The following is a 25567-nucleotide window of genomic DNA, read 5'->3' on the forward strand; positions in this document are numbered from 1 at the left end:
AGCGTACTGCCGGTACAAGCTGCTATGACTGAGTCGCTTGTACCGGATCGCTGTTTTGCTGTTGTAAGCGGGCAGAGCAGCGGTATAAATAGCCTGCCAGAACCAGCACACAGGCGGTGGAAAGGAACAACGCCGGGCCACCGTATAACGACAAGATAATACCGCCAGCCAATGGCGATAAACTCACGCCGATAGACGTCAGATTTCCCGCCCCGAAGTAAGCCCCTCGCAGATGATCCGGTGCCGCTCTGTCAATCAGCAGATTGAAGGTCGGGAACAGAATCACTTCGCCCAGACTCAGTACAAAGGTGGCCAGCAGCCAGTACCACTCAGGGGCATCAAGCGGGAAACTGGCGTACAGCACAAAGGCGCTGGCAAACAGGGCAACGCCCAGATATACACGGCGATACAGCGACCAGCTACTGAGCAGTTTCAGCAGTGGAAATTGCAGTAACACGATCACACTGGCATTGACAAAAATCATACTGGTGTAAAGTGCTATGACTTTATCGCCCAAACCATTCAGATACTGCACCAGCGAAGTTTCCTGATGCAGATAAGCGTACATCACCAGGGTGTTGGCCAGAATCAGCACCATGAATGCCTTGTCTCGCGCTAATACTTTCAGTGTCTGGCTGAAGTTCTGCTCGTTTTTGGGCGGTTGCGGGGTGTTGCGGATCTGCCAGAAAGCCAGAATAAAACACACGCTGTAGATCAAGTAAGCCAGCGCGACCAGATAAAAAGAGGACTGTTCGCCGGTAAAGCCAAGCTGTAAGCCCATTAGCGGCCCGAAAGCCGCACCCAGATTGATGCAGTAATAGCGGACCTGGTGCGCCATTTCCCTGACGGGAATTTCAGGCAGTAAGTCCGAAATCATCGCCCGTGCCGGCGGTTCCAGCATAGCCCGGCTGATGCCTGCCATCAGCGCCCCGGCAGCATATAGCCAGCTTTGATCTGCCTCGGCCAGAATAATAAATGTCGCGACATGGGCCAGACAGCTGATGATCAGTAAATTTTTCCTGCCAAGCTTATCAGACAGATAGCCCACATACAGGGCGACAACGGCGCCGCCGAGTGCCGCCAGACTCATTATGGTGCCAATTTCAATTTCAGACAGGCCAAATTTCCGGTGCAGCATCACGGCCATATAGGGCCAGACCATAAAAAAGGAGGCGCGGGTCAGCAGAGTGCCGATCAATACGGCCCAGATAGGTGCCGAAAAACGGCGTACGTGAGACAACTCCATGTCGTTGATTTTCCTTTGAACTATCAAGCCGTTCATAGTGTCATAGCCCCTGATTTTTGTCTGTAATTTTTATCTTCAGGCAGCAAATTATTCTATTGTTCGATTTATTCGAATTAGTTACTCAATTTCAACCGGTGTTGTTTGGCTTTGACTGCCACTACACTTGCTTTCAATCGAGGAAGACAGGGCTAAGGCCAGTGCATGAGCAATCAGCACAGCTTCTGTCACTTTTAACGATGACAGCTTTGAATATCTATTATTGTTCAACTTTTTTGAGGAAACCCTTATGAATACTTCTTTTATTAAACGCCTGTTAACGTCTTCAGACAGTGTTGCCCCTCTGGCGCTGCGTGTGCCTGCCGGTATCATTTTCATGGCCCATGGCGCACAAAAACTGTTTGGTGCTTTCGGTGGCTATGGTCTGGAAGGCACGGGCCAGTGGATGGCTTCTATAGGTCTGGAGCCTGGCATGCTGATGGCGTTTCTGGCCGGTAGCGGTGAGTTCTTCGGCGGTCTGTTTATCCTGATCGGTTTACTGACACGTCCGGCAGCTTTGGTGCTGGCAATTACTATGGTGGTGGCTATTGTGAGCGTTCACTTACCGAATGGCCTGTTTATGTCTAACGGCGGCTACGAGTTTGGTCTGTCTCTGCTGGCAATCGCGGTATCACTGGTTTTCTCTGGAGCAGGCAAATTGTCGGCTGACTCACTGCTGGCAAAACGCGTCCGCTAAGGGCGCGCTCAGCCTGACTATTCCTTTATCGACATCATTTAAGAGGTGACATTATGCTGAAAATCAGACGTGCTGCAGAGCGTGGCAGAGCCTCGTTCGGATGGCTTGATAGTCGTCATACCTTCTCGTTCGGTCATTATTACGATCCTGAGCATATGGGCTATTCGGCGTTGCGGGTGATAAATGATGATACCGTCCGCGCCGGTGCCGGGTTTGATACCCATGGTCATCAAGACATGGAAATTATCAGCTATGTGCTGGAAGGCGAAATTGCCCATAAAGACAGCGCAGGTAACATCAAGCGTTTACCGGCGGGTGAATTTCAGCTGATGTCGGCCGGTAAAGGGATATACCACAGCGAGTTCAATGCCTCGCAGCAAGACACACTGAAATTTCTGCAAATCTGGATTCAGCCGGATCAGCTTGGTGGCGAGCCGGGCTACCAGCAGAAAGACTTTGGTCAGCGTGAAGGCTTGACCCCAGTGATCACGCCGGACGGTGAGAACGGCACGTTGTCCATTAAGCAGGATGCCCGGCTCAGCCAGCTGATTTTAGCGGCAGGTGAATCTCTGACCCTGACACAGCAGGCCGGACGCCGTTTTTATCTGCATCAGATCAAAGGTCAGCTGACGGTAGAAGGTGAGATCTTATCACCAGGGGACGGACTGAAGGTGGATCATCAGCCTGAGCTGATTGTATCCAATCAGGGCGATGTTTCGGTCACAGCTCTGGTGTTTGACTTACCCTAAAGGTTTTCCGAACGGTAAAGATTGCTTACACTAGCGCAGGGGCCGCTTATCTGTTCGTGATGTCTGACAGCTGTGATGCTAGACAGCCTTGAAGACATACAGCCTTGAAGACATACAGGTTGTGATTGCAAACAGATAAGCGGCTCCTGTTTGCCACGTGATGTGGCCAGTTCGCAATGACAAGGCTTTGGCCTGAGGAGAAAAAATGACAACAGCGAAAATTGGGATTGTCACCGTCAGTGACAGGGCGAGTGCGGGTGTCTATGAAGACCTTTCCGGGCAGGCGATCATTGAGACGCTGAAAGCGTATCTGACCTCACCGTGGGAACCTGTCTACGAAGTGATTCCTGATGAGCGTGATGTCATTGAGTCCACCTTAATTCGCATGGCTGATGAAGAAGAGTGCTGCCTGATAGTCACAACCGGCGGAACAGGCCCGGCAAAACGAGATGTTACCCCTGAAGCGACAGAAGCTGTGTGCGATCGCATGATGCCTGGTTTTGGTGAACTGATGCGGGCCGAATCTCTGAAGTTTGTGCCAACTGCTATTTTGTCACGCCAGACGGCAGGACTGCGCGACGATACACTGATCGTGAATCTTCCCGGTAAACCTAAGTCTATCCGTGAATGTCTGGACGCGGTATTCCCGGCCATCCCGTATTGTATTGATCTGATGGAAGGGCCTTATCTGGAAAGCGATGAAAGCGTGATTAAGGTGTTCCGTCCAAAACAGAAATAAGCCGCTGTTTTCCCTGTTGGTCACTGCGTCACACCGGCAGGGAAAATCTCCCTTCTTCTCCATCTTACTGATTTTGCAATCTACACTTTAAACACTATCCCCAAATTACCTGTGTAGAGAGTTAAGAGGTCAGTGCTATGGAAAGCTTCATCCGAACCCTGCCGAAAGTTGAACTGCATGTCCATATTGAAGGGACATTAGAGCCAGAACTGATGTTTGAACTGGCGCAACGCAACCAGATCCCTTTGCCCTATGCCAGTGTTGAAGAAGCCCGGGCCGCCTATCAGTTTGATGATCTTCAGTCCTTTCTGGATATGTACTATCTCGGTGCGGCTGTCCTGCAGACCGAGCAGGACTTTTACGATCTCACCTGGGCGTATCTTCTGCATTGTCAGCAGGATCATGTCATGCATACCGAACTCTTTTTTGATCCGCAAACCCACACTGAGCGCGGCGTGACATTTCAGACAGTGATGGCCGGCATTACCCGGGCATTGGCCGACGGGGAGCAAAAATTGTCGATTTCAAGCCGGCTCATCATGTGCTTTCTGCGCCATCTCAGTGAGGATGCGGCGTTTGAAACTCTGGCTCAGGCGATGTCGTATCAGGAATACATTATTGGTGTTGGGCTGGATTCTTCTGAGAATGGCCATCCGCCGGAAAAATTCCGCCGTGTGTTTGAAAAAGCGCACGATGCCGGGTTTTTGACTGTCGCCCACGCCGGCGAAGAAGGGCCGGCCAGTCATATTCGTGATGCGATATCGCTGCTTCGGGTGTCCCGAATCGATCATGGCGTGCAGTGTAGTCAGGATCCGGCGCTGGTGGATGAACTGATCCGCAATCAGATGCCTTTGACTGTTTGTCCTTTATCGAACGTTAAACTCAGGGTGTTTGATCACATGGCGGATCACAACATCATAGAGCTGCTGCGCAAAGGTGTGTGCGTGACGATCAATTCCGATGATCCGGCTTATTTTGGTGGTTACATGACGGACAATTTTCTGGCTGTAGTCGAGGCGTTTGAGGTAACAAAAGAAGAAATGGCTTTATTTACCGCCAACGCTATCCGGGCCAGCTTTTTGCCGGATGAAGAAAAAGCGCAGTTGCAGGAGCGCCTGGAGCATTACCTGTCTGTGCAGCTCCATCCGATACTGTAAAACAGATAAAAAAAACGCCTGTCAAAGGCATGACAGGCGGGGGAAATAAATCAACTCAAACTGCGTTAAAGACCCTGGCGGCTTTTTCCGTTCCGGGCATCTCAGCTGCAGGAGTTTTAAAGGAACAACATACTTGGTTAAAGCGTAGGCGGTATTATAGGGGTGATTAAAAAACGCGCAACGATCACTTTTGTAAAAAATGTATAGTCAAATGTTAAACATCAACCTTGTCAAAACATTAGGCGGATAACTTTTTTATTAGCAAAGACATAAAAAAAGCAGCCAGCCTGCTAGCTGTATGATTTAACATGATTTATTTGCTGTTTTTTCACTTTTTTATCTCAGCGTAAACACCGGGTTTTCGGGATCTGCCGTATGTTTTCAGTTTCACCGATGAAATATACGCTGAAACCAGCCTCTGAGTGAGTTTATGAAACTGACAGAGGACGTATTCTGCTCTGTGCCCCTCGCATTGTCGCGGGCTGATGCTTTACCTTGATAATAGGCCTGCATAAAGCGGCGCCGGGTTTGCTCAGCGCGGCTGTGGCTTGGCCCTGTGGCATCATCCGGAAACAGCAGGCTAGCGCTGGACAGCGCATGATCGGCCGCATAGCTGAGATCGATCTGCTGATAACCGAGTACCAGCATCCACAGGCGTGTGACCAGCAGAAAATGGCCATGATGCTGGTTGTCGAAACGTGCCGCATGTTCCTTGCCAAGTTGCTGCACGAACAGATCATTCATTGCATGACTTTGGCTCTCCGTACTCTGATATTGCTCAAGTGCAGATAAATGCGTTTTGGTCATCAGCCCCAGTAAAAGATCGTCGCCTTTGCTGTTTGGCCGTTGCTGCTGCAGTGAGGAAAATTCTGTTTCAAGCTGGCTGAGCAGTACGTCTAAGCTTGCGTTTTCAGCCTGGTTAAAGTCTAAGCTTCTGAGGCCCATAGCGGTCAGTTGCTGGCTAAATGAAGACACTGAGGTTCCCCGGCAGTTACGTTTCAGATGTGGTGGGGGGCCAGTATACGGTTTTAAAGAACAATTCCCAGTTGAACAGCTGTGCCTGATAAACTGGCCACACAAAGACACCATGCTTGAAGCATGACAGGTAAGGAACAGAGTTATGGCGGCATTTTACGATTTTTCAGTCACCAGCCTGCAAGGCGAGCTACTGCCATTAAGCACTTACAAAGGGAAAGTTGTGTTGGTGGTGAATACCGCCAGTCAATGTGGCTTTACGCCGCAATATCAGGGCCTGCAGTCGCTTTATAAGACATACCGTGAGCAGGGTTTGGTGATCCTCGGTTTTCCCTGCAATCAGTTTGGTCAGCAGGAACCGGGTAATAGCGAAGCCATCAGTGAGTTTTGCGAAATTAACTATGGCGTTGATTTTCCCATGTTTGAAAAGGTGGATGTCAAAGGAGCGACCAGTCATCCGCTGTTTGCCTATCTGACCGGCGCTTTACCTGGCCTGCTGGGAAAAAATATCAAATGGAACTTCACCAAGTTCCTGATTGGCCGGGATGGCCAGCCGATTAAACGTTACGCGCCACTGACTAAGCCAGAGGCGCTGGAAGCGGATATTAAAGCTGCCATCAAAGCGGATATCTGAGACAGAGGCTGAGACTAAGATCGCGTCAGTCTGTTGTGAAAACTGATTCCGGCCAGTAGCAAACTGGCCGGCATCGCTCAAGGTTTTCTGATTAGCAAAGGCTTTCTGATTCGCTAAAGGCTCTCAGGCCAGCTATAGACTGTCTGGTCAGCTTGAAGCGGGCGCATTGGCCCGGCAGTCGCTGATTTTGCTCAGTGCCGGTTGCATGGCTTCAATCGACAGGCGAACGCGCTTTGCACCTTCCGTCTGCATGGTGCCGGGCTGAGTTAAGGAATGAATAGGGTGCTGCTCTGGCTGGCTGCATTGAATGGCTGAAATGGTGTTAAAAACACCCAGGGCGTAACCCAGACATAAGGACTCATTCTGATAAGTGCGAAGGCAGTCGTTCATAAAGGCTTGCTGCGCATCGGCCGCTGCAGCCTGGGGGGTTACAGACAGTGCAAACAGGGAGGAGAGAGTCAGTGTTATTGTTCTGATTGATTTCATACGCACTTCCTTTCATTTGTGTTTCATACATTAATAGCAAAGCGCTGAAAATAAAGCGTGATTGGTCTCTCAGCTTGTATTGCTGTTTAATGAAGCTTTTATGAAATGTGCATGATGCCGCAAAAAATCTCCCGTCCGATGTCCTGTTCAGGGTTTATATATCTTTTCAAAGGATTTTTGAGGAGCAGCAAAGGCATACTGATTGACATGATCGATAACACTGATTTTATGATCGGCATGCTGCTTTTGGCTGAATGTCAGTAAACGCGAGATTGCGTTATGGCGTTTTGATCCTGGCTTTTGCTGCTCAAGATACTGATTGAGAAAATCCATCTGTACCGCACTGTCGTTAAAGTAACCAAGGGAATCCTGCAGCGCTTTCAGCTGCTTGATGTGATCTTTCATGACTTTGCGCGGAAAAATCGGGGCAAAATACTCCAGAAGATAACGGAGCTTTTTGCAGGAAATTCTGAGCTCGTGAATGTGTTCGTCCGGGTTGGCGTAACCGATGGACTGACAGACATTCTGTGTTTTATTGAAGTGTTTCCAGATACATTTTTTTGCAAACGGCAGGCTGGGCTTTTTTCCTGCATCTGTCGGTTTCACGGTCAGCTCATCCAGTAACCCGACTATCTGGGCGCATTGTTGCTGATAGTCGGCAGATTTCAGCCACTCTTTAATTTGCTTTTGCAACACTATCCGCCTGTCCTGCAGGTCGTTAAAGAACAGGATCAACCCCTGATGATACTCATGATCCAGCGCATCGAAATAAGGTTCCATGTTGCCTAAATACACATCCAGATCCCGCAGTTCATTGGTTTTCTGCATCAAGGTTTTCAGGGCGTTCTGAATCATCTGTTTTTGCTGCGGCAGGAAAATGGCACTGAGCAGGCTGAGCAAGGCACGACAGCGCCGGAGTGACACACGGTACTGGTGCAGGAATTCTGTATCGTCATCGCGGATCAGCCCTGCCTCGTGGCGTCGGGCATGCTGAAATTCGCTTTTCAGAAAATGATAAGTCGGCAAGTAAATTGCGCTGTCTTTTTTCAGGGCAACTGACGTTTTTTTCCGCTGCGGTAAACGCAGTTTATCCCTTTTATTTACGCTCATTACAATGACCTCCTCCATAACCATAGTCAGGGGCTGTTTATCTTTCGAATCTCGACAGAGCCGGCAACACAGTCTCGCGGTTGTGATTGCCGCGAAGAGTTGGTTGCTTCTCTTATGCAGGTTGCTACGCAATCACTTCAGAGCAGTACTCCAGCGCATACGCCTATGTAAAGCTTTCTACACTATTTTTCAATTTTATGAAATGGCTTGATTTCATGGTGTCTCAGGTTCTTACGCTGTTCTCATTACCTGTAATGGATGGGGTGCTCATTGAGCTCAAATGGCTGGCAAGCTGGCTTTACAAACTATTTTTACATTGCGTTAACCTTAGTTTTACAACTGGCTTCTCAACCCCTCTCTGTGGTGCTAATTCTATAGGTAAGGAATCGCTGAACAGGCGTCAGCAAAGTAACCAATATGTGAGGATATACGGATGAGTGAAATGATGAAAAATCCTATGGGCACGGACGGCTTCGAGTTTGTTGAGTATACCGCACCGACGCCAGAGGGTATTGCCAATCTCAAAAACCTGTTCCGGCTGATGGGCTTCGCTGAAGTTGCCAAGCATAAACATAAATCAGTCTGGCTATACCGCCAGGGTGACATTAACTTTATCATTAACGGTGAACAGCACTCTCAGGCTGCCGGTTTTGCCGGTGTTCACGGTGCGAGCGTTAACGCGATGGCATTTCGTGTGAAAGACTCGACGCTGGCTCTGGAACACGCGGTGGACAACGGGGCGACAGCTTGTCCAGCTCAGGCCGGTCCGATGGAACTGAATATTCCGGCCGTGTACGGTATCGGCGAATCTCTGATCTATCTGGTCGATCGTTATGGTGAGCACGATATCTATGAGATCGACTTCGACTATTACCCGGATTATCAGGAACGCCTGGCTAATCAGGATGCCGGTTTACATACCCTGGATCACCTGACTCACAACGTGAAGCAAGGGAACATGGATCTGTGGGCGGGCTTTTATGAGCGTATTGCCAACTTCCGTGAAATCCGCCACTTTGACATCAAAGGTAAAGTCACTGGCCTGCTGTCTCGCGCTATGACGGCGCCATGCGGAAAAATCCGTATTCCAATCAATGAATCCAGTGACGATAAATCACAGATTGCAGAGTATCTGGATCAATACAATGGCGAAGGCATCCAGCATATCGCTTTGAGCACAGACAATATTTTCGAGACGGTGACACGGCTGAAAAAGAACGGTCTGGCCTTCATGGATACCCCTGATACCTACTATGAAGGGGTGAATAAGCGTATTCCTGGTCATCAGGAAGATCTGGCGAAACTTCAAGATCTGAAAATCCTGATTGATGGTGATGAAACCGGCATTTTGCTGCAGATCTTTACCGATACCGTTATTGGTCCTGTGTTCTTTGAAATTATTCAGCGTAAAGGCAACGAAGGCTTCGGTGAAGGTAACTTCCAGGCGCTGTTTGAATCGATTGAACTGGATCAAATCCGCCGTGGTGTAATTCAGGTGCCGGATAACGCTTAACTTTATCCGCTCACTGACACAAACAAAGATATGAGCAAGCCCGCACGGCCAGGTGCGGGCTTTTTTCTTTTGGTTTTCTTGCGTTGTTCTCATAGCCGGCAGACACCAAACCAGGCGATTATCTGCTTCACTTACAGGAGTCGGGTTCAGTTATTTATCGACGCTGGGATTATCAGGAGAGGGGATATGATGCGTGTGCTGACTCTGTTGTCTTTCCTGTTGGTGACAGCCTGTACATCCCTGCCCGAGCCGATCCCGGATTCTATTCCTGCCCAGCAGCAAATCTACACACGCTCACAAGCCGACTGTGTTGATCTGCTCACGGACTTTAAGCGTACTGTTCAGCAACAGGGCGTACAAGATGCGCAGCTGACATGGGACCCGAGATTTCCGCACCTGGCTTTCGACCGTTTCAGTCTGTCCTGGCTATTTGAGCTGACTGATCGCGAAAGCAAACGCCAATGGCTGGACTATGTGTCACATCAGGCCGCCGTACAGCGGCAGGCGGAATATCAGAACCTGCCAGATAACACCGCTTATGGGTTAAAGCCGCTCGATCTGTGTGCAGAGCAGCTGGTCGGCCGCAGCTTGTATCAGCCCGCTCTGTGGTCAGCGCTCATCACAGAGCCGCCTCAGTTGCCATCCGGCTACGCGACCTGGCAACGGGTACTGGGGCTGTACCCGGTCACACAACATTTTGCCAGACCTTCGATGGACAAAGAAAAGCGGCGTCTGATCAGCCATTTTATCCAACCTGTTGAGGGTTATGCGATCCGTTACGCGCCAGATGACAGGCCATCCCTTAACCGCTTGCAGATACAGGCGTGGTTTCGTCAGGCAAGGGAGAGGTCGGCACTGTCATGGCCGCTGCTAAGCGCAGAGCAGCAGCAAAGTCTGCTTAGCTTTTACGCGCCGGTTTTTCAGGTTGAAACCCGCTCGCGGGATGACTTTCCCGGTCAGGTCCGTTATGTCACCCCCAGTCAGCCTGGGGTCGTTCCCCAGAAGCCGACCCTGTATACCCATGTCAGCTATACCCGCTTTTATGGACAGACCCTGATGCAGCTGAACTACACGCTGTGGTTCGCCAACCGCACCGCACGCTCAGGGGTTGATCCGTATGCAGGTCAGTTTGATGGGGTGTTGCTGAGGCTAACGCTGGATGCTGACGGACAACCTTACATTCTGGACAGTATTCACCATTGCGGCTGTTATCACATGGTGTTTGCCCTGTCACCGGCTCTCACTTTTGCTCCGCCGGGCAACAAAGCGGAATGGCCTGTTACCCTGCAAGTCTATGCCGGGCATCAGACAGACAAGCTGGGGGTGACCTTATCCTCTGGCGAGCATATGGTGAAAGATGTGCAATGGCTGCGGCATGATGTCCGGGCACGCGTATTGACTGTATTGCCTTACGATCAATTGCGCAGTTTACCTGCAGCAACAAGCCACAATAAGAGCCTGTTCAATTCGCAGGCGATGTTACCGGCCAGTGTACGCGCAGAGCGGTTTTATCTCTGGCCGCTCGGGGTTAAATCGCCGGGGACTCAGCGTCAGCTGGGCCATCATGCGACCGCGTTTATCGGCAAGCGTCATTTTGATGAACCTTTTCTGCTTGAGACCCTGTTTAAGCAACCTTAGCTGATCGCCGGTGGCAGTAAGAGTATCTGATGTGTACAGAGTGGCTGATCTGTGCTGGCGAAACAGAAAGCGGGCACCTGGGCGCCCGCTCTATTAACTGATACTTTGGGTGACAGAATCTCTGGCTAGCGGTTGGTCCGACTGCCAATTGAGACACTAGGCCTGCTGACCGTCAGTGTCCGTTTGAGCCTGTAGCCCGTGCCACTGGAAATGGTGGTTTGGCTTCTTACTGACCAGGCCTTCCCCCATCATGCGGTGGAACACCTCATCGACGTCATCCGCTGAGAGCTTCAGCGCCCGTATAATGGCCCGTTTTGAGCAGCTGACGGAATCAGACGTGAGTGCATCTACCACGCGATCGTAGGGCGACAGGGAGGGCGCTTCTTCGGCGCTTGCAGACTGAGATTCGCGGGCCGCTTCAATGGCTAAGGTTGCCATACTGGCTGTGCCTGTATAATCACTTGCTGGGCTATTTTCAGGTCCTGGCGGGTTGGACCCTGCGGCAGATTGCCTGACAGTCGTGTTTGAGACATAAATGGCATGGCGTTGGTTAAATTGCTGACGAAAACGCAGCTCTTCACCGATCAATCCGACAAAGAAAGCGGCAAAGAAATCCAGCAGAACAGAGAGAAAGATCACCAGCCCGAGCTGCGCTGCTTCATTGCTGACTTTGAGGGTTTTTGCCAGACCGTCAATTAAACCCAGCACTGAGCCCTGGCTGACCACAGGCAGGTTGTCCCGCTCCATTGCCAGCGCTTGCTGCTGCTCGCGCAGCTTGCTGTTTTCTCGCTGAATACGGGTGACACCCGTGGCGATACGCTCCATTCTGATGTACTTCTGCGCCGCCTCATTGTTCAGATCGATCTGCTTTTCAATGGCGTCAATCTGCATGTTGTAAGCGTTGATTTTGCTCTGCTGTACTGTGACATGGCTCTGAGCCTGATTAGTGGCACTTTGAATGCCGCCGACTGAACCGCCGATGGAAATCGCCGCCAGTACAGAATAAAAAGCCAACGCGCAGGTGGCCCCTGAGTAGCTGCGTCTGGCGCGGCGTTCGCCAAATTCATACCAGGCGAAGAATTTACCCAGTTCGAAAATAACCGCCAGACCGCCAAAGAGGATCTGCATCACAGGGTTGTCGTCGATAGACAAAAATAGCAACAGTGAAAAAATGATGGAAGCCAGAATGGAAGCGCTGGTAAAGCTGTATACCGTCCACATGGCGAACCGGCCTTTCGGAAAGCGAACAGTGCCTGTCCCGGGTAGAGCGTTGTCTGAAACCATAATAGTGTTTTAATGCCGGCAGGGCTTACAGCCCAAAAAGAGAGTGATTAATTAGCGGGGTAGGATACCGGAAAATCCGGGTCACGCGGCATGAAAAAGGGGGTTGCGCGTGCCTTGAGCCGGAAATTTGCACAGCGCTGTCATAACTGGTGAAAGCTTGTTCATCTCAGCGTTCAGGGCTTTATTGCTGCGTTGCTCAAAAAGTGATCGTGCTTCGGAAATGGTGCTTCGCAGGGCCTGAACCTTACTTTGTCGCTAAATCTTAACCTGATCTTGCCGCATAAGATTGATGCCAGAGTGGCTCTTCACTTTGGTGTGTATGACAAGAATGGCTACAAAACCATCGGTTAAGACAAAGGAATACAAATAGTGACTCTTCCGAAATTCACCTATCACCCCGATCCGCTGGCGACTGGTGCTGTAGTGAAAAGCATGAAAGTGTGCGATTGCTGTGGCGAGGCGCGAGGCTATCTGTACAGCGGCAGTATTTATTCCCAGCGGGATGTTGAATGGCTGTGCCCATGGTGCATCGCTGATGGCTCGGCAGCCAGAGAATTCAAAGCCTCGTATTCTGATGATTTTCCGCTGGACGGCGCTGGCCTGAAGCGGGAAGTGATTGCTGAGGTTTGCCAGCGCACGCCTGGTTATCAGTCCTGGCGTCAGGAAGTCTGGCTTGATCATTGTGGTGATGCCTGCGAATTCCACGGTTTTGCCGAGCATGATGAACTCAAAGCATTAAGCGGACAGGCACTAAAGGCATTTTTGAGCCGTCACATGCTTAAAGCGAATTTATGGCAGGACATCCTGGATACCTATGAAAAAGGCGGTAACCCGGCGGTGTATAAGTTCAGATGCCGGCATTGTGGCGACATTCTCTACGGCATGGATTTTCTCTGATTGTGAATACGGCGTTCTGAACAGCTCCAGCCTGATCCTCTCGCTCTCCTTCGTATAGGGGAGGGAATATGCGCTGCTTTAGCAAACTCAGTACGATCCCTTCCCTTGCCAAGGGGGAGGGGTCATGCCGATCGCGGCAACCGATAAGGCCAGTGAAGCACTATTGTCTACTTCTCATTTCTGTGGTTCGATGTTGTGGTAATGTTGCAAAACAGTTAGATTAAATGCTCTAACACAACGTATTTTGCCTTTGAGGAGCCATCATGGACGCAATTCTTCAACAGTACCCTGTGGTTACTGAAATTCCGGTTGCCTGGGGGGAGATGGACGCCCTGAATCACGTCAATAATGTGGTTTATTTTCGTTACTTTGAAACCGCCCGTCTGGATTACTTCAAAGAAGCCGCGCTGATGGACGACATCAAAGACACCGGTATCGGCCCGGTACTGAGTGACACCAGCGCCCGTTATCGCCTGCCTGTTACTTATCCTGATACTTTGCTGGTCGGCTCCCGCGTCAGCAAAATTGAAGATGACCGTTTTACTATGGAGTACGAAATTTTCAGTAAGAAAATGGGGGCGATTACGACCCGTGGTACAGCCCAGGTTGTGATGTTTGATTTCAAAAACAACAGCAAAGCCAAAATCTCTCCTAAACTCCGAGACACCATCGAAGCCATCGAAGCGCGTAAGGAATTACCGGCAAGCGCCTGATCTGACCAATGACTTTGAATGAAACGAAAGACGCCTTATTCAGCCTCTATAATCAGAAGTAGGGCGAATAAGGAGTCTTTTATGTTTATTGCGACAGAGCACAGGATCACGGATCTGGACACGTTTTCGCAAAAAGCCGGCCCGGCACTGGGGCAGCCCCCTGCGGGCATGCGTTTACAAACGGCATTACTGGATAGAGACGATCACTGCTGTCGCTGTATCTGGGAAGCGGATTCGATTGAAAGTGTGCAGAACTATCTTGAGCCTGAACTGGGCTCCGCATCCGCTACCGTGTATTACCTGCTCGATCCCGAGACTGCAATCGGTTGAAAAGCGTTTCAGCCGCAGCAATAAAAAAAATCGTCGAGCCAGAGAGTGCCAGTACCGTCCTCTGAATACTTCGTTGATACCATATAATATCAGTTGTCTATAAGCACAGAGGCACCGGATGTTTCTGCTTTTGGCTGTTTTGTTTACCCTTTATTCCCCATCCTACCGCGATGTAGATCACCTTTTCAGTGTCTCTTACTGATAGTTCTGACGATCCTAATCACAGTTCATCTTTTCGCCTGCTGCAAAGAAGTCAAACTTGATTAGAATTCATCGAAACGTTTCGATAGCTTTTTCCCAACCATAAAAATGCCGGAATATCGAAAATGCATTATTGCCTGTGTTGAGATAGATAAACCGAATTTTTGACGACGTTAGGCGATTTTTATCGCTATTTGATGATTTTAAGCCAGTGCTTGCCAAGCCAGGGTGATGAAGAATGAAAAAAAGTACTCTACTGCACGCGGAACTGTCCTATCTGGTTGCGACGTTGGGACATACCGATGAAGTGACGATTTGTGACGCAGGATTACCTGTTCCGGCATCCGTTCAGCGGATCGATCTGGCGCTCACTCATGGTGTGCCCGGTTTCATTGAAACCGTTCGAACCTTCTTGTCTGAGTCGCAAATTGAAGGTGTGGTGATGGCCGAAGAGTTCAGGCAAGTGAGTCCGGCACTTCATGCGTCGCTGCTGGGATTGCTTCAGGAAGAACAGGCGCGCATTGGCCGAGACATTACGGTGACTTATCTGCCTCACGAAGTGTTCAAGCAGCGAACGCATAACAGCCGGGCTGTGGTCCGGACGGGTGAATGCACCCCGTATGCAAACGTGATTTTTCAGGCCGGTGTGGTGTTCTGACCACAGTAACCATTGAGGACGTCGTATGACGCAAGCCATTTTACAACTCAGTGAGATTGAAAAAGCCTTTCCGGGTGTGAAGGCGCTGGATAAAGCCAGCCTGAATGTCTATCCGGGACGGGTGATGGCGCTGATGGGAGAAAACGGTGCCGGGAAATCGACCCTGATGAAAGTGCTGACCGGTATCTACAGCAAAGATGCGGGCAGCGTTCACTATCAGGGCCAGACTGCAGCGTTCAAAGGGCCACGGGATTCCCAGCAGGCGGGCATCAGTATTATCCATCAGGAACTCAACCTGATCCCTGAACTGACGATTGCCGAGAATATCTTTCTCGGCCGTGAATTCACGGGTCCGCTGGGCCGGATTCAGTGGGGCCGGATGTACGCTGAAGCAAACCGGCTGCTGGCCCGGCTGAATGTGAAACACAGTTCGAAAACCTTACTGGGTGATCTGAGTCTGGGTGAGCAGCAGATGGTTGAGATTGCCAAGGCGCTGTCATTCGAGTCGAAAGTCATCATTATGGATGAGCCGACCGACGCGCTGACGGATACCGAAACCGCCTCTCTGTTCGCGGTGATCCGTGAGCTGCGCGCGCAAGGCTGCGGCATTGTGTATATCTCGCACCGCCTGAAAGAAATCTTCGAAATCTGCGACGACATCACCGTACTGCGGGACGGCAAATTCATCGGGGAATGTCAGGTAGCCGACACCAACGAAAACGGCCTGATTGAAATGATGGTCGGCCGAAAACTGGAAGAGCAGTATCCGCGCATTGATGTGAAGCATGGCGAAACCTGTCTTGAAGTGCTCGGCCTGACTGGCTCGGGCGTACATGAGGTGAGTTTTACCCTCAAACGCGGTGAGATTCTGGGCATTTCTGGTTTGATGGGGGCTGGCCGAACCGAACTGATGAAGGTGATTTACGGTGCCTTGCCCAGCGAGCGGGGCGTGATCAACCTGAACGGCAAAACCATTAATCCTGTCAGCCCACAGGACGGACTGGCCAATGGCATCGCTTACATCTCGGAAGATCGCAAAGGCGATGGTCTGGTTCTGGGCCTGTCGGTGAAAGAGAACATGTCCCTGTGCGCGCTGGCACAACTGAGCCGAGGCGTTCAGATTCAGCATGGCGATGAAGCTATCGCTGTGGAGGATTTTATCCGCTTGTTCAACATTAAAACGCCGGGCCGGGATCAGATCATCGGTAACCTGTCGGGTGGGAATCAGCAGAAAGTGGCAATAGCCAAAGGCCTGATGACCCGGCCAAAAGTTTTGATCCTGGATGAGCCGACACGCGGTGTCGATGTTGGCGCTAAAAAAGAAATCTATCAGCTGATCAATCAGTTCAAAGCTGAAGGCATGAGCATCATTCTGGTGTCTTCCGAAATGCCGGAAGTGCTGGGAATGAGTGACCGGATTCTGGTGATGCACGAAGGCCGGATCAGCGGCGAATTTGATGCTAAAGATGCCGATCAGGAAAAACTGCTGGCCTGTGCTGTCGGCAAATCTATCAACGGGGAAGCAGCATGAGTACCAAAACCTTGAGTCAACCCACCGAAGCCCGCGAGAAAAAGTGGTTCAGTAAAGCCTGGCTGATTGAGCAGAAATCGCTGATTGCCCTGCTGTTACTGATTGCTGTGGTGTCCTTTCTGAATCCGAACTTTTTCACCGCAGATAATATTCTCAACATTCTGCGCCAGACCTCGGTGAACGCCATTATCGCTGTGGGTATGACCCTGGTGATTCTGACGGCGGGGATCGACTTGAGCGTCGGTTCAGTCCTCGCGCTTTGTGGTGCCTTTGCAGCCAGCTTGATCGCTATTGAAGTGCCGGTATTGATTGCGGTACCTACTGCTTTATTGGCCGGTGCGGCGCTCGGGGCTATCAGCGGTATCATTATTGCTAAAGGCAAAGTGCAGGCGTTTATTGCCACGCTGGTGACCATGACGCTGCTGCGCGGTGTCACCATGGTGTATACCGATGGCCGTCCGGTTTCGACCGGCTTTACGGACACCGCGGATGCATTTGCTTGGTTCGGCACTGGCTATGTGCTGGGCATCCCAGTGCCGGTGTGGCTGATGGTGGTGGTGTTTGCCGCCGTCTGGTACCTGCTCAATCACACCCGTTTCGGCCGTTATGTTTATGCGCTGGGGGGGAATGAATCGGCCACGCGTCTGTCCGGTATTAATGTGGACCGGGTGAAAATCGGCGTATACGCGATATGTGGTCTGCTGGCGGCACTGGCGGGCATTATCGTGACTTCCCGCTTGTCGTCAGCACAGCCGACGGCAGGTATGGGATACGAACTCGACGCCATTGCGGCTGTAGTGCTGGGCGGCACCAGCCTGATGGGCGGTAAGGGCCGGATTATGGGCACTCTGATTGGTGCGTTGATCATCGGCTTTTTGAACAACGCCTTGAACCTGCTCGATGTGTCTTCTTACTACCAGATGATTGCCAAAGCAGTTGTGATTTTGCTGGCTGTGCTGGTGGACAATAAAAACAAGTAAATCCAGAGGATTTACGGACAACAAGAGAGCCGGATGACGTGTACCGGCTCCCCCTACACGAAGGATAATCATGATGAAAAAACTGGCAACGTTAATCTCTGCAGCACTTCTGACATCCACCGTTTCTGTGTCTGCACAGGCACAGGACACGCTGGCGATTGTGGTCTCGACCTTGAATAACCCCTTCTTTGTGACCATGAAAGACGGCGCGGAAGCCAAGGCAAAAGCTCTGGGTTACGACCTGATTGTGCTGGACTCGCAAAATGATCCGAGTAAAGAGCTGTCGAATGTGGAAGATCTGACTATTCGCGGTGTGAAAGCCATTCTGATCAACCCGACAGATTCTGATGCCGTATCGAATGCGATTCGTATGGCAAACCGTTCCAAGATCCCTGTCCTGACGCTGGATCGCGGTGCCAGCCGGGGTGAGGTGGTCAGTCATATTGCTTCGGACAACGTAGCCGGTGGTGAAATGGCGGGCAAATACATCATGGAGAAAGTGGGTGAGCAGGCCAAAGTCATTCAGCTGGAAGGCATTGCCGGTACGTCTGCGGCCCGCGAGCGGGGTGAGGGTTTCATGAAGGCGGTGAAAGGCAGCCAGATGGATTTGTTAGCCAGCCAGCCTGCGGATTTCGACCGGACCAAAGGCTTGAACGTGATGGAGAACCTGCTGGCGGCGAACCCGGATGTGCAGGCTGTGTTTGCGCAGAACGATGAAATGGCGCTGGGTGCGCTGCGCGCCGTGCAGGCGTCCGGCAAGCAAGTGATGATTGTCGGTTTTGACGGTACAGACGACGGCATTGCGGCGGTGAACCGCGGCAAGCTGGCGGCTACCATCGCCCAGCAGCCGGATCAAATTGGCGCACTGGGGGTGGAAACGGCGGTGAAAGTGCTGAAAGGCGAGTCGGTTGAGCAATACATTCCGGTGCCGCTGAAAGTGGTCGTCAAGCAATAACGTGTTTTCCTCCCTTTATGAAAGGCGGAGGGATGGTCATGAGCGTGTTGCAGCACTGAACATTCCCTCCCCTTGGCAAGGGGAGGGCGAGGGTGGGGTTCGTGAAGCGAGCGCAGGTTTGGCAAGTGTGCACAGTAACCCCCTCCTAGCCTCCCCCTTGAAAAGGGGGAGGGACTAAAAAGCAGTTTTGATGTTCCTCTTGATAAGGGGAGGAACAAAGCAAGAGTTCTAGTGGGTTTATGAGCGGCCAAGGATAATTCTATGAATAAACTAGTGGTTTTAGGCAGTGTCAATGCTGACCATGTATTGCGGGTGCCCGAATTTCCGCGTCCGGGTGAGACGTTACATGGCCGTGATTATCAGGTCATTCCCGGTGGGAAGGGGGCAAACCAGGCGGTTGCGGCGGCGCGGCTGAATGCGGATACTGGCTTCATTGCTTGCGTTGGCGATGATGCCTTTGGCATTGCTATCCGGCAAAGCTTTGAGCATGACGGCATCAATGTCGCCGGGGTAAAAATACAACCGAATTGTCCGACCGGCATTGCCATGATTCAGGTATCCGCCAGTGGTGAAAATACGATCTGTCTGTCACCTGAAGCCAATGAATGCCTGACGGCTGATCTGATTGAACCAGATATGGTGCGGATTCGTGAAGCGCGGTTTGTGCTGATGCAACTGGAAACACCGCTTGAGGGCATTGAACGGGCAGCGCGTGAAGCAAAGGCTCATCAAACCAATGTCATTTTAAATCCCGCACCTGCACGAATATTGCCAGACAGTTTGTTGTCCTGTATCGATGTGATCACCCCGAATGAGACAGAAGCAGAAGTATTGACTGGTATCCCAGTCACGGATGATCAGACTGCTCAGCTTGCGGCGGACGAGCTGCATCTTAAAGGCATCGACATTGTGCTGATAACTCTGGGTGCTAAGGGAGTCTGGCTGAGCCAGAATGGCCGTGGTCAGCTCATTCCGGGGTACAGAGTGGATGCTGTGGATACAACGGCGGCCGGAGATACCTTTAACGGTGCCTTGGTGACTGGTTTATTGGAAAACATGTCTTTAGAATCAGCTATTCGCTTTGCACACGCTGCTGCTGCCATTTCAGTCACCCGCTTTGGTGCCCAGACGTCAATTCCGACGCGTGCAGAGGTAGATGCTTTTCTGGCAGAGCGCTTCGCTGTCATTGATTAATCACACAGGAAAAATACATGGCCACAATGAAAGATATTGCAAGACTGGCAGGCGTGTCGACTTCAACTGTGAGCCATGTGATCAACAAATCCCGTTTTGTCAGCGACGAAATCGCAGAACGCGTGAACCGGGCTGCTAAAGAACTTAACTATGCACCTTCTGCGCTGGCCCGTAGTCTCAAAGTCAATCGCACCCAAACTATCGGCATGCTGGTGACGACCTCCACCAATCCATTCTTCGGCGAAGTGGTCAAAGGGGTGGAACGCAGCTGTTATCAGAAAGGCTATAACCTGATTTTGTGTAACACCGAAGGGGACAGTGAGCGCATGAAGGCTTCTATAGATACGCTGCTGCAAAAGCGGGTCGATGGACTCCTGTTAATGTGTTCGACACTGGAAGGTGAGCAGATAGACGTTTTTGAACGCTATCCTGATATTCCTGTGGTGGTGATGGATTGGGGGCCAATGTCCTTTACCAGTGATAAAATTCAGGACAACTCTTATCAGGGCGGTTATCTGGCTGCCCGCTATCTGATTGATTGCGGACACCGTGAGATCGGCTGTATTACCGGCCCTTTGATGAAACATCAGGCACAGTTCCGCTATGAAGGTTTTAAGCATGCACTGAATGAAGCCGGGCTGGCGGTTCAGCGCGATTGGATTGTGGAGTCTGATTTTGAATGTGAAGGCGGTTACTCTGCTTTCAACAAGATTGTTGCCAGCGGTTCATTGCCCAGCGCTATTTTTGCGTCTAACGATATGATGGCGATGGGGGTCATTAATGCCGCCCATGAAAAAGGAATTCGTATCCCGGAGGATCTCTCGCTCATCGGGTACGATGACATACATATCGCAAAATTTATGACGCCATCACTGACCACTATTCATCAACCGAAATACCGCTTAGGTCAGGCGGCTGTTGAGACCTTGCTCAAGCGGATCAATAAAGAAATTACCGAGCCGCAAGTTGTGCGGCTGGAACCGACGCTGGTGGTACGAAAAAGTGTACTTCGAGTCGTAAACTGACCATTGTATTGCGCTCAGAGGAATCAGGCAGGATGGCATCATCAGCCTGATTACAGATACGATTTAGCTGTTTTTTGTTTCTGTGCCTGATAGTGTCTCGGCAGTGACAAAATCTCTTCAATAAAGATCAGATAAAACACCGGCATCATCAGGCACATAATAAAGATGTAGCTGCACTGATAGCGTAATGGCGTCGGTCGTTTTTTACCCTGATCGAAGAGGGTTAAACCGGACAGAAAAAAGTAAACGATGACATACAGTGTTGCAGCAGCGCCAAGTATCAGATAGCCCCGAAAGAAAAGAGAGAGTAAGCTTTCCATAAATCACCTCAATGTAGTGGATTATTTTGATTATATTTCAAATATTCAGAGCGTTGTTGGTAACTTTCTTAAAAAGAAAGAACAATTAACGTGAAACACTGAGAACAATGAATCATATGAAACTTGGTTTCTATTTTGTTCCGGTATTTTTGCGGCTTACTTCAAAAACTCCTCTGTTGTTCCCGTCTATTGAATGAAAAACAGCGGACAGAAGCGGAAACCGACTGGTAACAGCGTCTAACCTGTTGCGTTTTGAACATTTTTAATTGGAAATGCGCTGAACGGCTTAATCTCTTTCAGTACAAACATACTCTGCATTTCTTTAATTCCAGGTAAACGCCGTATGGTTGACATCGCGAAGTCGGCGTAGGAATCGAGATCGGGGGAAACAACCTGAATCAGAAAGTCGGCATCGCCGCCTATGCTGTAACAGGCAACGACATCGTCCAGTGCGGTTACTTCTTCCTCAAACTTTCTGGCTTCCGATTCGCTGTGACTGTCAATTGCCACCCGAACGAATACCATCACACCCAGGCCAATCTTCCTCCGGTCCAGAACAGCCCTGTATCCCTGAATAATGTCATCGTCTTCCAGCTTACGGACTTTGCGCCAGCAGGGAGAAGGCGACAGCCCGATTTTATCTGCCAGCGCCTGATTGGTGATGCGCGCATCGTCTTGCAAAAGTGTCAGAATTTTAATATCTGTCCGATTCAGCATCCAGTCTGCCATTTTCTTTCTCTAAATGTGTGTATTAAGCAAGACTCTACCTTTTTAAGCCCGAATGTTAAGCGATATAGGTAACACATTTCTTATTATAAAATGCATACTATTTCACTCTGTGTGAATGACCGGACAGAGAGGCGGCTTATTGCGTCGCGAGTCACGCAGGATTATTAAGCAGAGTTCAGCAGATCCCAGAAGCTGTATAAACACAAAGACAATTGATTTAAAGGATATTTTCATGTTAGAGACAACACAAATCCTGGCATACATGTCAGCGCTTATGCTGGCGGCAGCGATTCCAGGCCCCGGCATGACAGCCTTGGTTGCGCACAGTGTACGTGGCGGTGCGGTCACCGGGTTTACCATGCTGAGCGGGTTAATTCTGGGGGATTTAATTTACCTGTCCTTTGCCGTGTTTGGCCTTGCTGTTGTTGCCCATAGTTACGGCGGCTTGTTCACAGCAGTCAGTTGGTGTGCATCCCTCTATCTGGCGTGGTTATCCTGGCAATTCTGGAATCACAACCCGGAAGCCATCAACATAGATAAACAGACAAACAAGCGGGAATTGACGGCAGCCTGGCTATCCGGCTTAACGATTACTCTGGGTAACCCGAAAACTATCGCATTCTATCTGGCCATTCTGCCGCTGGTTATCACGCTGGATACTGTGTCGTTCCAAACCTGGGGTTTGCTTTTAGTGCCGCTGACCATACTGGTTCTTGTCTTTGTCGGCGCGGTATTTATCTTTGGTGCGCTGAAAATCCGGCGTTTTCTCGCCAGCTCTCAGGCACAGAGCTGGCTGTTTAAAGGGGCGGGGGTCATTATGTTTTTGGCAGCTGTCAGTATGGCGGCGCGTATGGTCTGAAGCGCAGCCCCGCTATATGTCAGGTAAACTCTGGGTCAGGTAAAACTGGGCCAGGTAAGCACTGGCTTTGAGGAAACAGGAAAGCTGGTTGAGCATAAAAAATGACCTCATCCATTTGATGAGGTCATTTTAATAAGCCTACGGTTTAACCAGTCTGATTATTTACCCGCAATACTCAATCCGCTGAAACGAATTTTGGGTGCGAAGAAATCGCGCTCGTAGTCATTTTCAAGCTGATTACCGACGGCGTCGATGGCTTTGATCAACTGGTAAAAGTTACCGGCAACTGTGATGCCGCGTACCGGCTGGATGCGCTTGCCGTCGCGGCACAGAAAGCCACTGGCCCCGAAAGAAAAGTCGCCGCTGATGGCATCGGCGCCTGAGTGTACGCCTTGCAGCTCAACCAGTTCCAGGTATTCACCTGCGGTCACTTCGGCGTCATTGCTCTGGCCTTCGGCAATCACCAGATGGCGCGAAGCAACACCCAGGCCCCCTTTGGCCGAACGGGCAGCATTGGCTGTGTTGGTAATGTCGAAATAGCTGGCGGTGTGGCTGTTATGCAGCAGGCTCTGCAGCTGGCCTTCACCGATCAGAATCGTGTCCTGGGTGGCAAATCCCTCGCTGTCGAAGGCTTTGATGGCAGAGCCGCCCTTCACATAGGCCATATCACTGACCGTCAGCAGTGAGCTGGCGACCTGCTTATGCAGGGCGTCGCGCCACGGGTTAATGCCTTTCATGGCCGACTGGCCGGACAGACACATGCCAAAGGCGCCAAACAGGCTGCTCAGTTCACTCAGATTAAAGATCACCGCATACTTGCCGGTCGCTATAGGGCCGCCGTCCAGCAGTGCCAGCGCCGTGTCGACACCGTGATTAATGCAATAGTCAGGGTCGAGCTCGGCAAAGCGACGTCCGGATGACATGCCACCATGCATGGCTTGTTTGCCATCCTGATCAATCAGGGCATAGGTGTAACAGAAAGTGGAACGCTCCTGATGCTGACAGAATGCGCCATGGGTATTGGCCAGCATACTCAGGCTGTCTGATTCACCAAAACCATTGTAAGGCGCACTTCTGGCTCCTTTTTCGATCACGCCTTTTTCCAGCGCCAGCGACAGCGCGATTTTCTGTTCGATATCCACATCGTCTTGCTGATAAATTTCAGGCGAGTCAGTGGTTAAGCGGCTGTTCTTTGCCTGGATCCGCTGGTGGGAGTCTGCTTTGGTGAATTGCGCGCTTTGCAGTGCTTGCTCAACCATGAGTTTCAGGCTGTCCGGATGCAGGGATTCCGAGTAGCTGGTGGCGACTTTGTCGTCTTTGACAACGCGTACGCCAATCACCTGGCCGGAGGTGACTTTGTATTCATCCAGTTCGCCGTTATTGGCTTTCAGTGACAGGTTATGGCTGCTGCTGGCAAGGACATCCGCTTCGGCACCCGCAGAGGTGGCCAGATCCAGTACCTGTTCCATGGCGTGTTGCAGGGTTTGTTGATCCGCCATTAGTTACCTCCCACCAGAATATTGTCTACTTTAAGTGCTGGCTGACCAACTGTCGTCGGCACTGAGCCGCTGACCGAGCCACACATACCGGCTGCCAGTTCGAAATCCTGGCCGACCATGCTGATTTCCTTCAGAACTTTCGGCCCTGTGCTGATCAGCGTCGCTGATTTCAGTGGACGGGTGATTTTGCCGTCTTCGATCAAATAGGCTTCCTGCACCGCGAAGTTGAATTCCCCAGTGCCAGGCTGAACGGAACCGCCGCCCATTTTCTTGGCGAAAATGCCTTTTTCGACGCTGGCGATCATCGCCTCCAGACTGCTGTCGCCCGGCTCGATGAAGGTGTTACGCATGCGGGAGGTAGGCGCGAACTTATACGATTCACGGCGGCCGGAACCCGTTGGCGCAAAACCGGTTTTCTTGGCGCCCATCTGGTCGACCATAAAGCTGGTGAGCTTACCGTCTTTGATCAACTGAGTACGCTGGGTTGCCATGCCTTCGTCATCAATGTTGATGGAACCCCATTCATTTTCCATGGTGCCGTCATCCACGGCGCTGACCACAGGGTTAGCAATCATTTCGCCCATCTGGTCATGGAAAACCGAGGCTTTTTTGGCTACCGAGGTGGTTTCAAGCAGGTGTCCGCAGGCTTCATGGAAAATCACGCCACCAAAGCCATTACCTATGATCACCGGCATTTCACCAGACGGGCAGTTATCTGCCGTCAACTTGATCATCGCTTGTTTCGCTACTTGCTGGCCCAGAGATGTGGGATCGATGCGGGTGTTGAATTCCCAGCCGGTCAATGCACCCGGTGCTTCAAAACCCGTAGACTGCTCGCTACCATCTTGCGCGACAGCGGTAGCAGCAATGCGGGTGTAATGGCGGGTATCACCGGTGTGCAGGCCATTGGAGTTAAAAATTTCTACCTGCTGCTGACGCTGCAGAATACGGCCGATGAACTGGGCAATTTTGTCGTTTTCTGCACGGGCCGCTTTGTCGGTGGCACGCAGGAAGGCGATTTTGGCTGCCAGATTGGCGTCCTGCGACAAAGGCTGGCGCACTGGATGTCTGTCTGTCAGCCGGCTGAAATTCAGTGCGGATGCCTGCATGATTTGATCGCGGTTATCTTTGGCAGCCAGCAGGCTGGTGACGCGTTTCAGTTCTTCTTCTTCAGTGCTGTTGGTGTAACCGTACAGCACTTTGTGACCAAAGAAGAGTCGGATACCGATGCCAAAATCGATACCGCCGTTGATTTTATCGACATCACCGGCATTGAACTCGACAGAGCCCGACTGGTGGTGCTCGACGAAAAGTTCGGCAAAGTCTGCGCCGAGAAACAGCGCATGGTCGATGACGGCTTTCGCCGTTGATGGGTTTAGCATAATTGCTCCTTGCGTAAATTCAGGTGGCAA

The 25567-nt window shown here is 51.0% G+C and carries 26 protein-coding genes; 17 read left to right on the plus strand and 9 right to left on the minus strand.

All coding sequences use genetic code 11. From position 1 onward, the window contains the following. Positions 1–22 precede the first annotated feature (22 nt). Positions 23–1246 (minus strand): MFS transporter, encoded by a 1224-nt coding sequence (locus Q4491_RS17385; RefSeq protein ID WP_303459365.1) that lies wholly within the window; start codon positions 1244–1246, stop codon positions 23–25. Positions 1247–1532: 286 nt separating this feature from the next. On the opposite strand from Q4491_RS17385, the gene Q4491_RS17390 reads away from it, so the two are divergent. The 4 genes from Q4491_RS17390 to Q4491_RS17405 all read left to right on the plus strand — a co-directional run bounded on the left by Q4491_RS17390 (position 1533) and on the right by Q4491_RS17405 (position 4624). Beyond that, positions 1533–1979 (plus strand): DoxX family protein, encoded by a 447-nt coding sequence (locus Q4491_RS17390; RefSeq protein ID WP_192014319.1) that lies wholly within the window; start codon positions 1533–1535, stop codon positions 1977–1979. Positions 1980–2032: 53 nt separating this feature from the next. Further along, complete coding sequence (locus Q4491_RS17395) at positions 2033–2728, plus strand: pirin family protein (protein WP_303459373.1); 696 nt, start codon at positions 2033–2035, stop codon at positions 2726–2728. A gap of 205 nt (positions 2729–2933) precedes the next feature. Beyond that, entirely contained in the window at positions 2934–3467 is a 534-nt protein-coding gene (mog, locus tag Q4491_RS17400; protein WP_192014316.1) for a molybdopterin adenylyltransferase, read from the plus strand. Positions 3468–3604: 137 nt separating this feature from the next. Next, the gene (locus tag Q4491_RS17405; RefSeq protein ID WP_303459376.1) at positions 3605–4624 is read left to right on the plus strand and encodes an adenosine deaminase; all 1020 of its coding nucleotides are present in this window, start codon (positions 3605–3607) and stop codon (positions 4622–4624) included. A gap of 387 nt (positions 4625–5011) precedes the next feature. Here Q4491_RS17405 and Q4491_RS17410 read toward each other — a convergent pair whose 3' ends face one another. Next, positions 5012–5599 carry a hypothetical protein gene (locus Q4491_RS17410; protein WP_303459378.1) on the minus strand — a complete coding sequence of 196 codons (588 nt, stop codon included), beginning with the start codon at positions 5597–5599 and terminating at the stop codon, positions 5012–5014. Between the two features lie 145 nt (positions 5600–5744). On the opposite strand from Q4491_RS17410, the gene Q4491_RS17415 reads away from it, so the two are divergent. Continuing rightward, entirely contained in the window at positions 5745–6233 is a 489-nt protein-coding gene (locus tag Q4491_RS17415; protein WP_192014310.1) for a glutathione peroxidase, read from the plus strand. 147 nt (positions 6234–6380) lie between these two features. Here the strand turns inward: Q4491_RS17415 and Q4491_RS17420 are convergent, their stop codons facing one another. Beyond that, on the minus strand, positions 6381–6719 hold the full coding sequence (locus Q4491_RS17420; protein WP_192014308.1) for a hypothetical protein: 339 nt from the start codon (positions 6717–6719) through the stop codon (positions 6381–6383). Positions 6720–6866: 147 nt separating this feature from the next. Beyond that, positions 6867–7829 (minus strand): CHAD domain-containing protein, encoded by a 963-nt coding sequence (locus Q4491_RS17425; protein ID WP_192014303.1) that lies wholly within the window; start codon positions 7827–7829, stop codon positions 6867–6869. Between the two features lie 433 nt (positions 7830–8262). On the opposite strand from Q4491_RS17425, the gene hppD reads away from it, so the two are divergent. Both hppD and Q4491_RS17435 read left to right on the plus strand, forming a co-directional pair. Further along, positions 8263–9342, plus strand: a complete 1080-nt coding sequence (hppD, locus tag Q4491_RS17430) for a 4-hydroxyphenylpyruvate dioxygenase (protein WP_192014302.1) — start codon at positions 8263–8265, stop codon at positions 9340–9342. 186 nt (positions 9343–9528) lie between these two features. After that, positions 9529–10980, plus strand: a complete 1452-nt coding sequence (locus tag Q4491_RS17435) for a hypothetical protein (protein WP_303459384.1) — start codon at positions 9529–9531, stop codon at positions 10978–10980. 156 nt (positions 10981–11136) lie between these two features. Here Q4491_RS17435 and Q4491_RS17440 read toward each other — a convergent pair whose 3' ends face one another. After that, positions 11137–12201: a bZIP transcription factor gene (locus Q4491_RS17440; RefSeq protein ID WP_192014552.1), complete on the minus strand. Its 1065-nt coding sequence runs from the start codon at positions 12199–12201 to the stop codon at positions 11137–11139. Positions 12202–12633: 432 nt separating this feature from the next. On the opposite strand from Q4491_RS17440, the gene Q4491_RS17445 reads away from it, so the two are divergent. The 9 genes from Q4491_RS17445 (at position 12634) to Q4491_RS17485 (ending at position 20748) form a co-directional block, all read left to right on the plus strand. Next, positions 12634–13161, plus strand: coding sequence for a CbrC family protein (locus tag Q4491_RS17445; RefSeq protein ID WP_192014300.1), 528 nt, complete (start codon positions 12634–12636; stop codon positions 13159–13161). Between the two features lie 263 nt (positions 13162–13424). After that, positions 13425–13874: a thioesterase family protein gene (locus Q4491_RS17450; protein WP_192014298.1), complete on the plus strand. Its 450-nt coding sequence runs from the start codon at positions 13425–13427 to the stop codon at positions 13872–13874. 81 nt (positions 13875–13955) lie between these two features. Further along, positions 13956–14204 carry a hypothetical protein gene (locus tag Q4491_RS17455; RefSeq protein ID WP_237795240.1) on the plus strand — a complete coding sequence of 83 codons (249 nt, stop codon included), beginning with the start codon at positions 13956–13958 and terminating at the stop codon, positions 14202–14204. A gap of 439 nt (positions 14205–14643) precedes the next feature. Next, on the plus strand, positions 14644–15063 hold the full coding sequence (rbsD, locus tag Q4491_RS17460) for a D-ribose pyranase (protein WP_192014294.1): 420 nt from the start codon (positions 14644–14646) through the stop codon (positions 15061–15063). 25 nt (positions 15064–15088) lie between these two features. After that, positions 15089–16594 carry a ribose ABC transporter ATP-binding protein RbsA gene (gene rbsA / locus Q4491_RS17465; protein ID WP_303459390.1) on the plus strand — a complete coding sequence of 502 codons (1506 nt, stop codon included), beginning with the start codon at positions 15089–15091 and terminating at the stop codon, positions 16592–16594. Beyond that, positions 16591–17574: a ribose ABC transporter permease gene (gene rbsC / locus Q4491_RS17470; protein ID WP_192014290.1), complete on the plus strand. Its 984-nt coding sequence runs from the start codon at positions 16591–16593 to the stop codon at positions 17572–17574. Before rbsA ends, rbsC begins: the two co-directional genes overlap by 4 nt. A 73-nt stretch (positions 17575–17647) precedes the next feature. Then, complete coding sequence (gene rbsB, locus Q4491_RS17475) at positions 17648–18529, plus strand: ribose ABC transporter substrate-binding protein RbsB (protein WP_303459460.1); 882 nt, start codon at positions 17648–17650, stop codon at positions 18527–18529. Positions 18530–18790: 261 nt separating this feature from the next. Beyond that, positions 18791–19723, plus strand: coding sequence for a ribokinase (gene rbsK, locus Q4491_RS17480; RefSeq protein WP_303459394.1), 933 nt, complete (start codon positions 18791–18793; stop codon positions 19721–19723). Positions 19724–19740: 17 nt separating this feature from the next. After that, a complete protein-coding gene (locus Q4491_RS17485; RefSeq protein WP_192014288.1) occupies positions 19741–20748 on the plus strand; it encodes a substrate-binding domain-containing protein in 1008 nt (335 codons plus the stop codon). A 50-nt stretch (positions 20749–20798) separates the two neighbouring features. Here Q4491_RS17485 and Q4491_RS17490 read toward each other — a convergent pair whose 3' ends face one another. Together Q4491_RS17490 and Q4491_RS17495 are read right to left on the minus strand one after the other, a co-directional pair. Further along, complete coding sequence (locus tag Q4491_RS17490) at positions 20799–21068, minus strand: hypothetical protein (RefSeq protein ID WP_303459398.1); 270 nt, start codon at positions 21066–21068, stop codon at positions 20799–20801. A 237-nt stretch (positions 21069–21305) separates the two neighbouring features. Continuing rightward, complete coding sequence (locus Q4491_RS17495) at positions 21306–21797, minus strand: Lrp/AsnC family transcriptional regulator (protein ID WP_218386993.1); 492 nt, start codon at positions 21795–21797, stop codon at positions 21306–21308. Positions 21798–22029: 232 nt separating this feature from the next. Here Q4491_RS17495 and Q4491_RS17500 point away from each other — a divergent pair, with 232 nt between their 5' ends. Further along, positions 22030–22656, plus strand: a complete 627-nt coding sequence (locus Q4491_RS17500) for a LysE family translocator (RefSeq protein ID WP_218386994.1) — start codon at positions 22030–22032, stop codon at positions 22654–22656. A gap of 158 nt (positions 22657–22814) precedes the next feature. On the opposite strand, the gene Q4491_RS17505 is transcribed toward Q4491_RS17500, so the two are convergent. Then, on the minus strand, positions 22815–24155 hold the full coding sequence (locus Q4491_RS17505) for a TldD/PmbA family protein (RefSeq protein ID WP_303459404.1): 1341 nt from the start codon (positions 24153–24155) through the stop codon (positions 22815–22817). After that, the gene (locus Q4491_RS17510) at positions 24155–25537 is read right to left on the minus strand and encodes a TldD/PmbA family protein (RefSeq protein WP_303459406.1); all 1383 of its coding nucleotides are present in this window, start codon (positions 25535–25537) and stop codon (positions 24155–24157) included. The genes Q4491_RS17505 and Q4491_RS17510 overlap by 1 nt, the downstream gene beginning before the upstream one ends. Positions 25538–25567: the final 30 nt, after the last annotated feature.

Source organism: Photobacterium sp. 2_MG-2023, assembly GCF_030547675.1.
Classification (GTDB): domain Bacteria; phylum Pseudomonadota; class Gammaproteobacteria; order Enterobacterales; family Vibrionaceae; genus Photobacterium; species Photobacterium arenosum.

Bases quoted from the DNA above. Each gene is read 5' to 3' on its own strand.
- Q4491_RS17490 (WP_303459398.1), bottom strand. From the start codon at position 21,068: ATGGAAAGCTTACTCTCTCTTTTCTTTCGGGGCTATCTGATACTTGGC.
- rbsC (WP_192014290.1), top strand. From the start codon at position 16,591: ATGAGTACCAAAACCTTGAGTCAACCCACCGAAGCCCGCGAGAAAAAG.
- Q4491_RS17455 (WP_237795240.1), top strand. From the start codon at position 13,956: ATGTTTATTGCGACAGAGCACAGGATCACGGATCTGGACACGTTTTCG.
- rbsK (WP_303459394.1), top strand. From the start codon at position 18,791: ATGAATAAACTAGTGGTTTTAGGCAGTGTCAATGCTGACCATGTATTG.
- Q4491_RS17495 (WP_218386993.1), bottom strand. From the start codon at position 21,797: ATGGCAGACTGGATGCTGAATCGGACAGATATTAAAATTCTGACACTT.
- mog (WP_192014316.1), top strand. From the start codon at position 2,934: ATGACAACAGCGAAAATTGGGATTGTCACCGTCAGTGACAGGGCGAGT.
- Q4491_RS17425 (WP_192014303.1), bottom strand. From the start codon at position 7,829: ATGAGCGTAAATAAAAGGGATAAACTGCGTTTACCGCAGCGGAAAAAA.
- rbsD (WP_192014294.1), top strand. From the start codon at position 14,644: ATGAAAAAAAGTACTCTACTGCACGCGGAACTGTCCTATCTGGTTGCG.
- hppD (WP_192014302.1), top strand. From the start codon at position 8,263: ATGAGTGAAATGATGAAAAATCCTATGGGCACGGACGGCTTCGAGTTT.
- Q4491_RS17485 (WP_192014288.1), top strand. From the start codon at position 19,741: ATGGCCACAATGAAAGATATTGCAAGACTGGCAGGCGTGTCGACTTCA.
- Q4491_RS17450 (WP_192014298.1), top strand. From the start codon at position 13,425: ATGGACGCAATTCTTCAACAGTACCCTGTGGTTACTGAAATTCCGGTT.
- Q4491_RS17385 (WP_303459365.1), bottom strand. From the start codon at position 1,246: ATGGAGTTGTCTCACGTACGCCGTTTTTCGGCACCTATCTGGGCCGTA.
- Q4491_RS17415 (WP_192014310.1), top strand. From the start codon at position 5,745: ATGGCGGCATTTTACGATTTTTCAGTCACCAGCCTGCAAGGCGAGCTA.
- Q4491_RS17435 (WP_303459384.1), top strand. From the start codon at position 9,529: ATGATGCGTGTGCTGACTCTGTTGTCTTTCCTGTTGGTGACAGCCTGT.
- Q4491_RS17405 (WP_303459376.1), top strand. From the start codon at position 3,605: ATGGAAAGCTTCATCCGAACCCTGCCGAAAGTTGAACTGCATGTCCAT.
- Q4491_RS17390 (WP_192014319.1), top strand. From the start codon at position 1,533: ATGAATACTTCTTTTATTAAACGCCTGTTAACGTCTTCAGACAGTGTT.
- Q4491_RS17440 (WP_192014552.1), bottom strand. From the start codon at position 12,201: ATGTGGACGGTATACAGCTTTACCAGCGCTTCCATTCTGGCTTCCATC.
- Q4491_RS17505 (WP_303459404.1), bottom strand. From the start codon at position 24,155: ATGGCGGATCAACAAACCCTGCAACACGCCATGGAACAGGTACTGGAT.
- Q4491_RS17395 (WP_303459373.1), top strand. From the start codon at position 2,033: ATGCTGAAAATCAGACGTGCTGCAGAGCGTGGCAGAGCCTCGTTCGGA.
- Q4491_RS17510 (WP_303459406.1), bottom strand. From the start codon at position 25,537: ATGCTAAACCCATCAACGGCGAAAGCCGTCATCGACCATGCGCTGTTT.
- rbsA (WP_303459390.1), top strand. From the start codon at position 15,089: ATGACGCAAGCCATTTTACAACTCAGTGAGATTGAAAAAGCCTTTCCG.
- Q4491_RS17420 (WP_192014308.1), bottom strand. From the start codon at position 6,719: ATGAAATCAATCAGAACAATAACACTGACTCTCTCCTCCCTGTTTGCA.
- Q4491_RS17500 (WP_218386994.1), top strand. From the start codon at position 22,030: ATGTTAGAGACAACACAAATCCTGGCATACATGTCAGCGCTTATGCTG.
- rbsB (WP_303459460.1), top strand. From the start codon at position 17,648: ATGAAAAAACTGGCAACGTTAATCTCTGCAGCACTTCTGACATCCACC.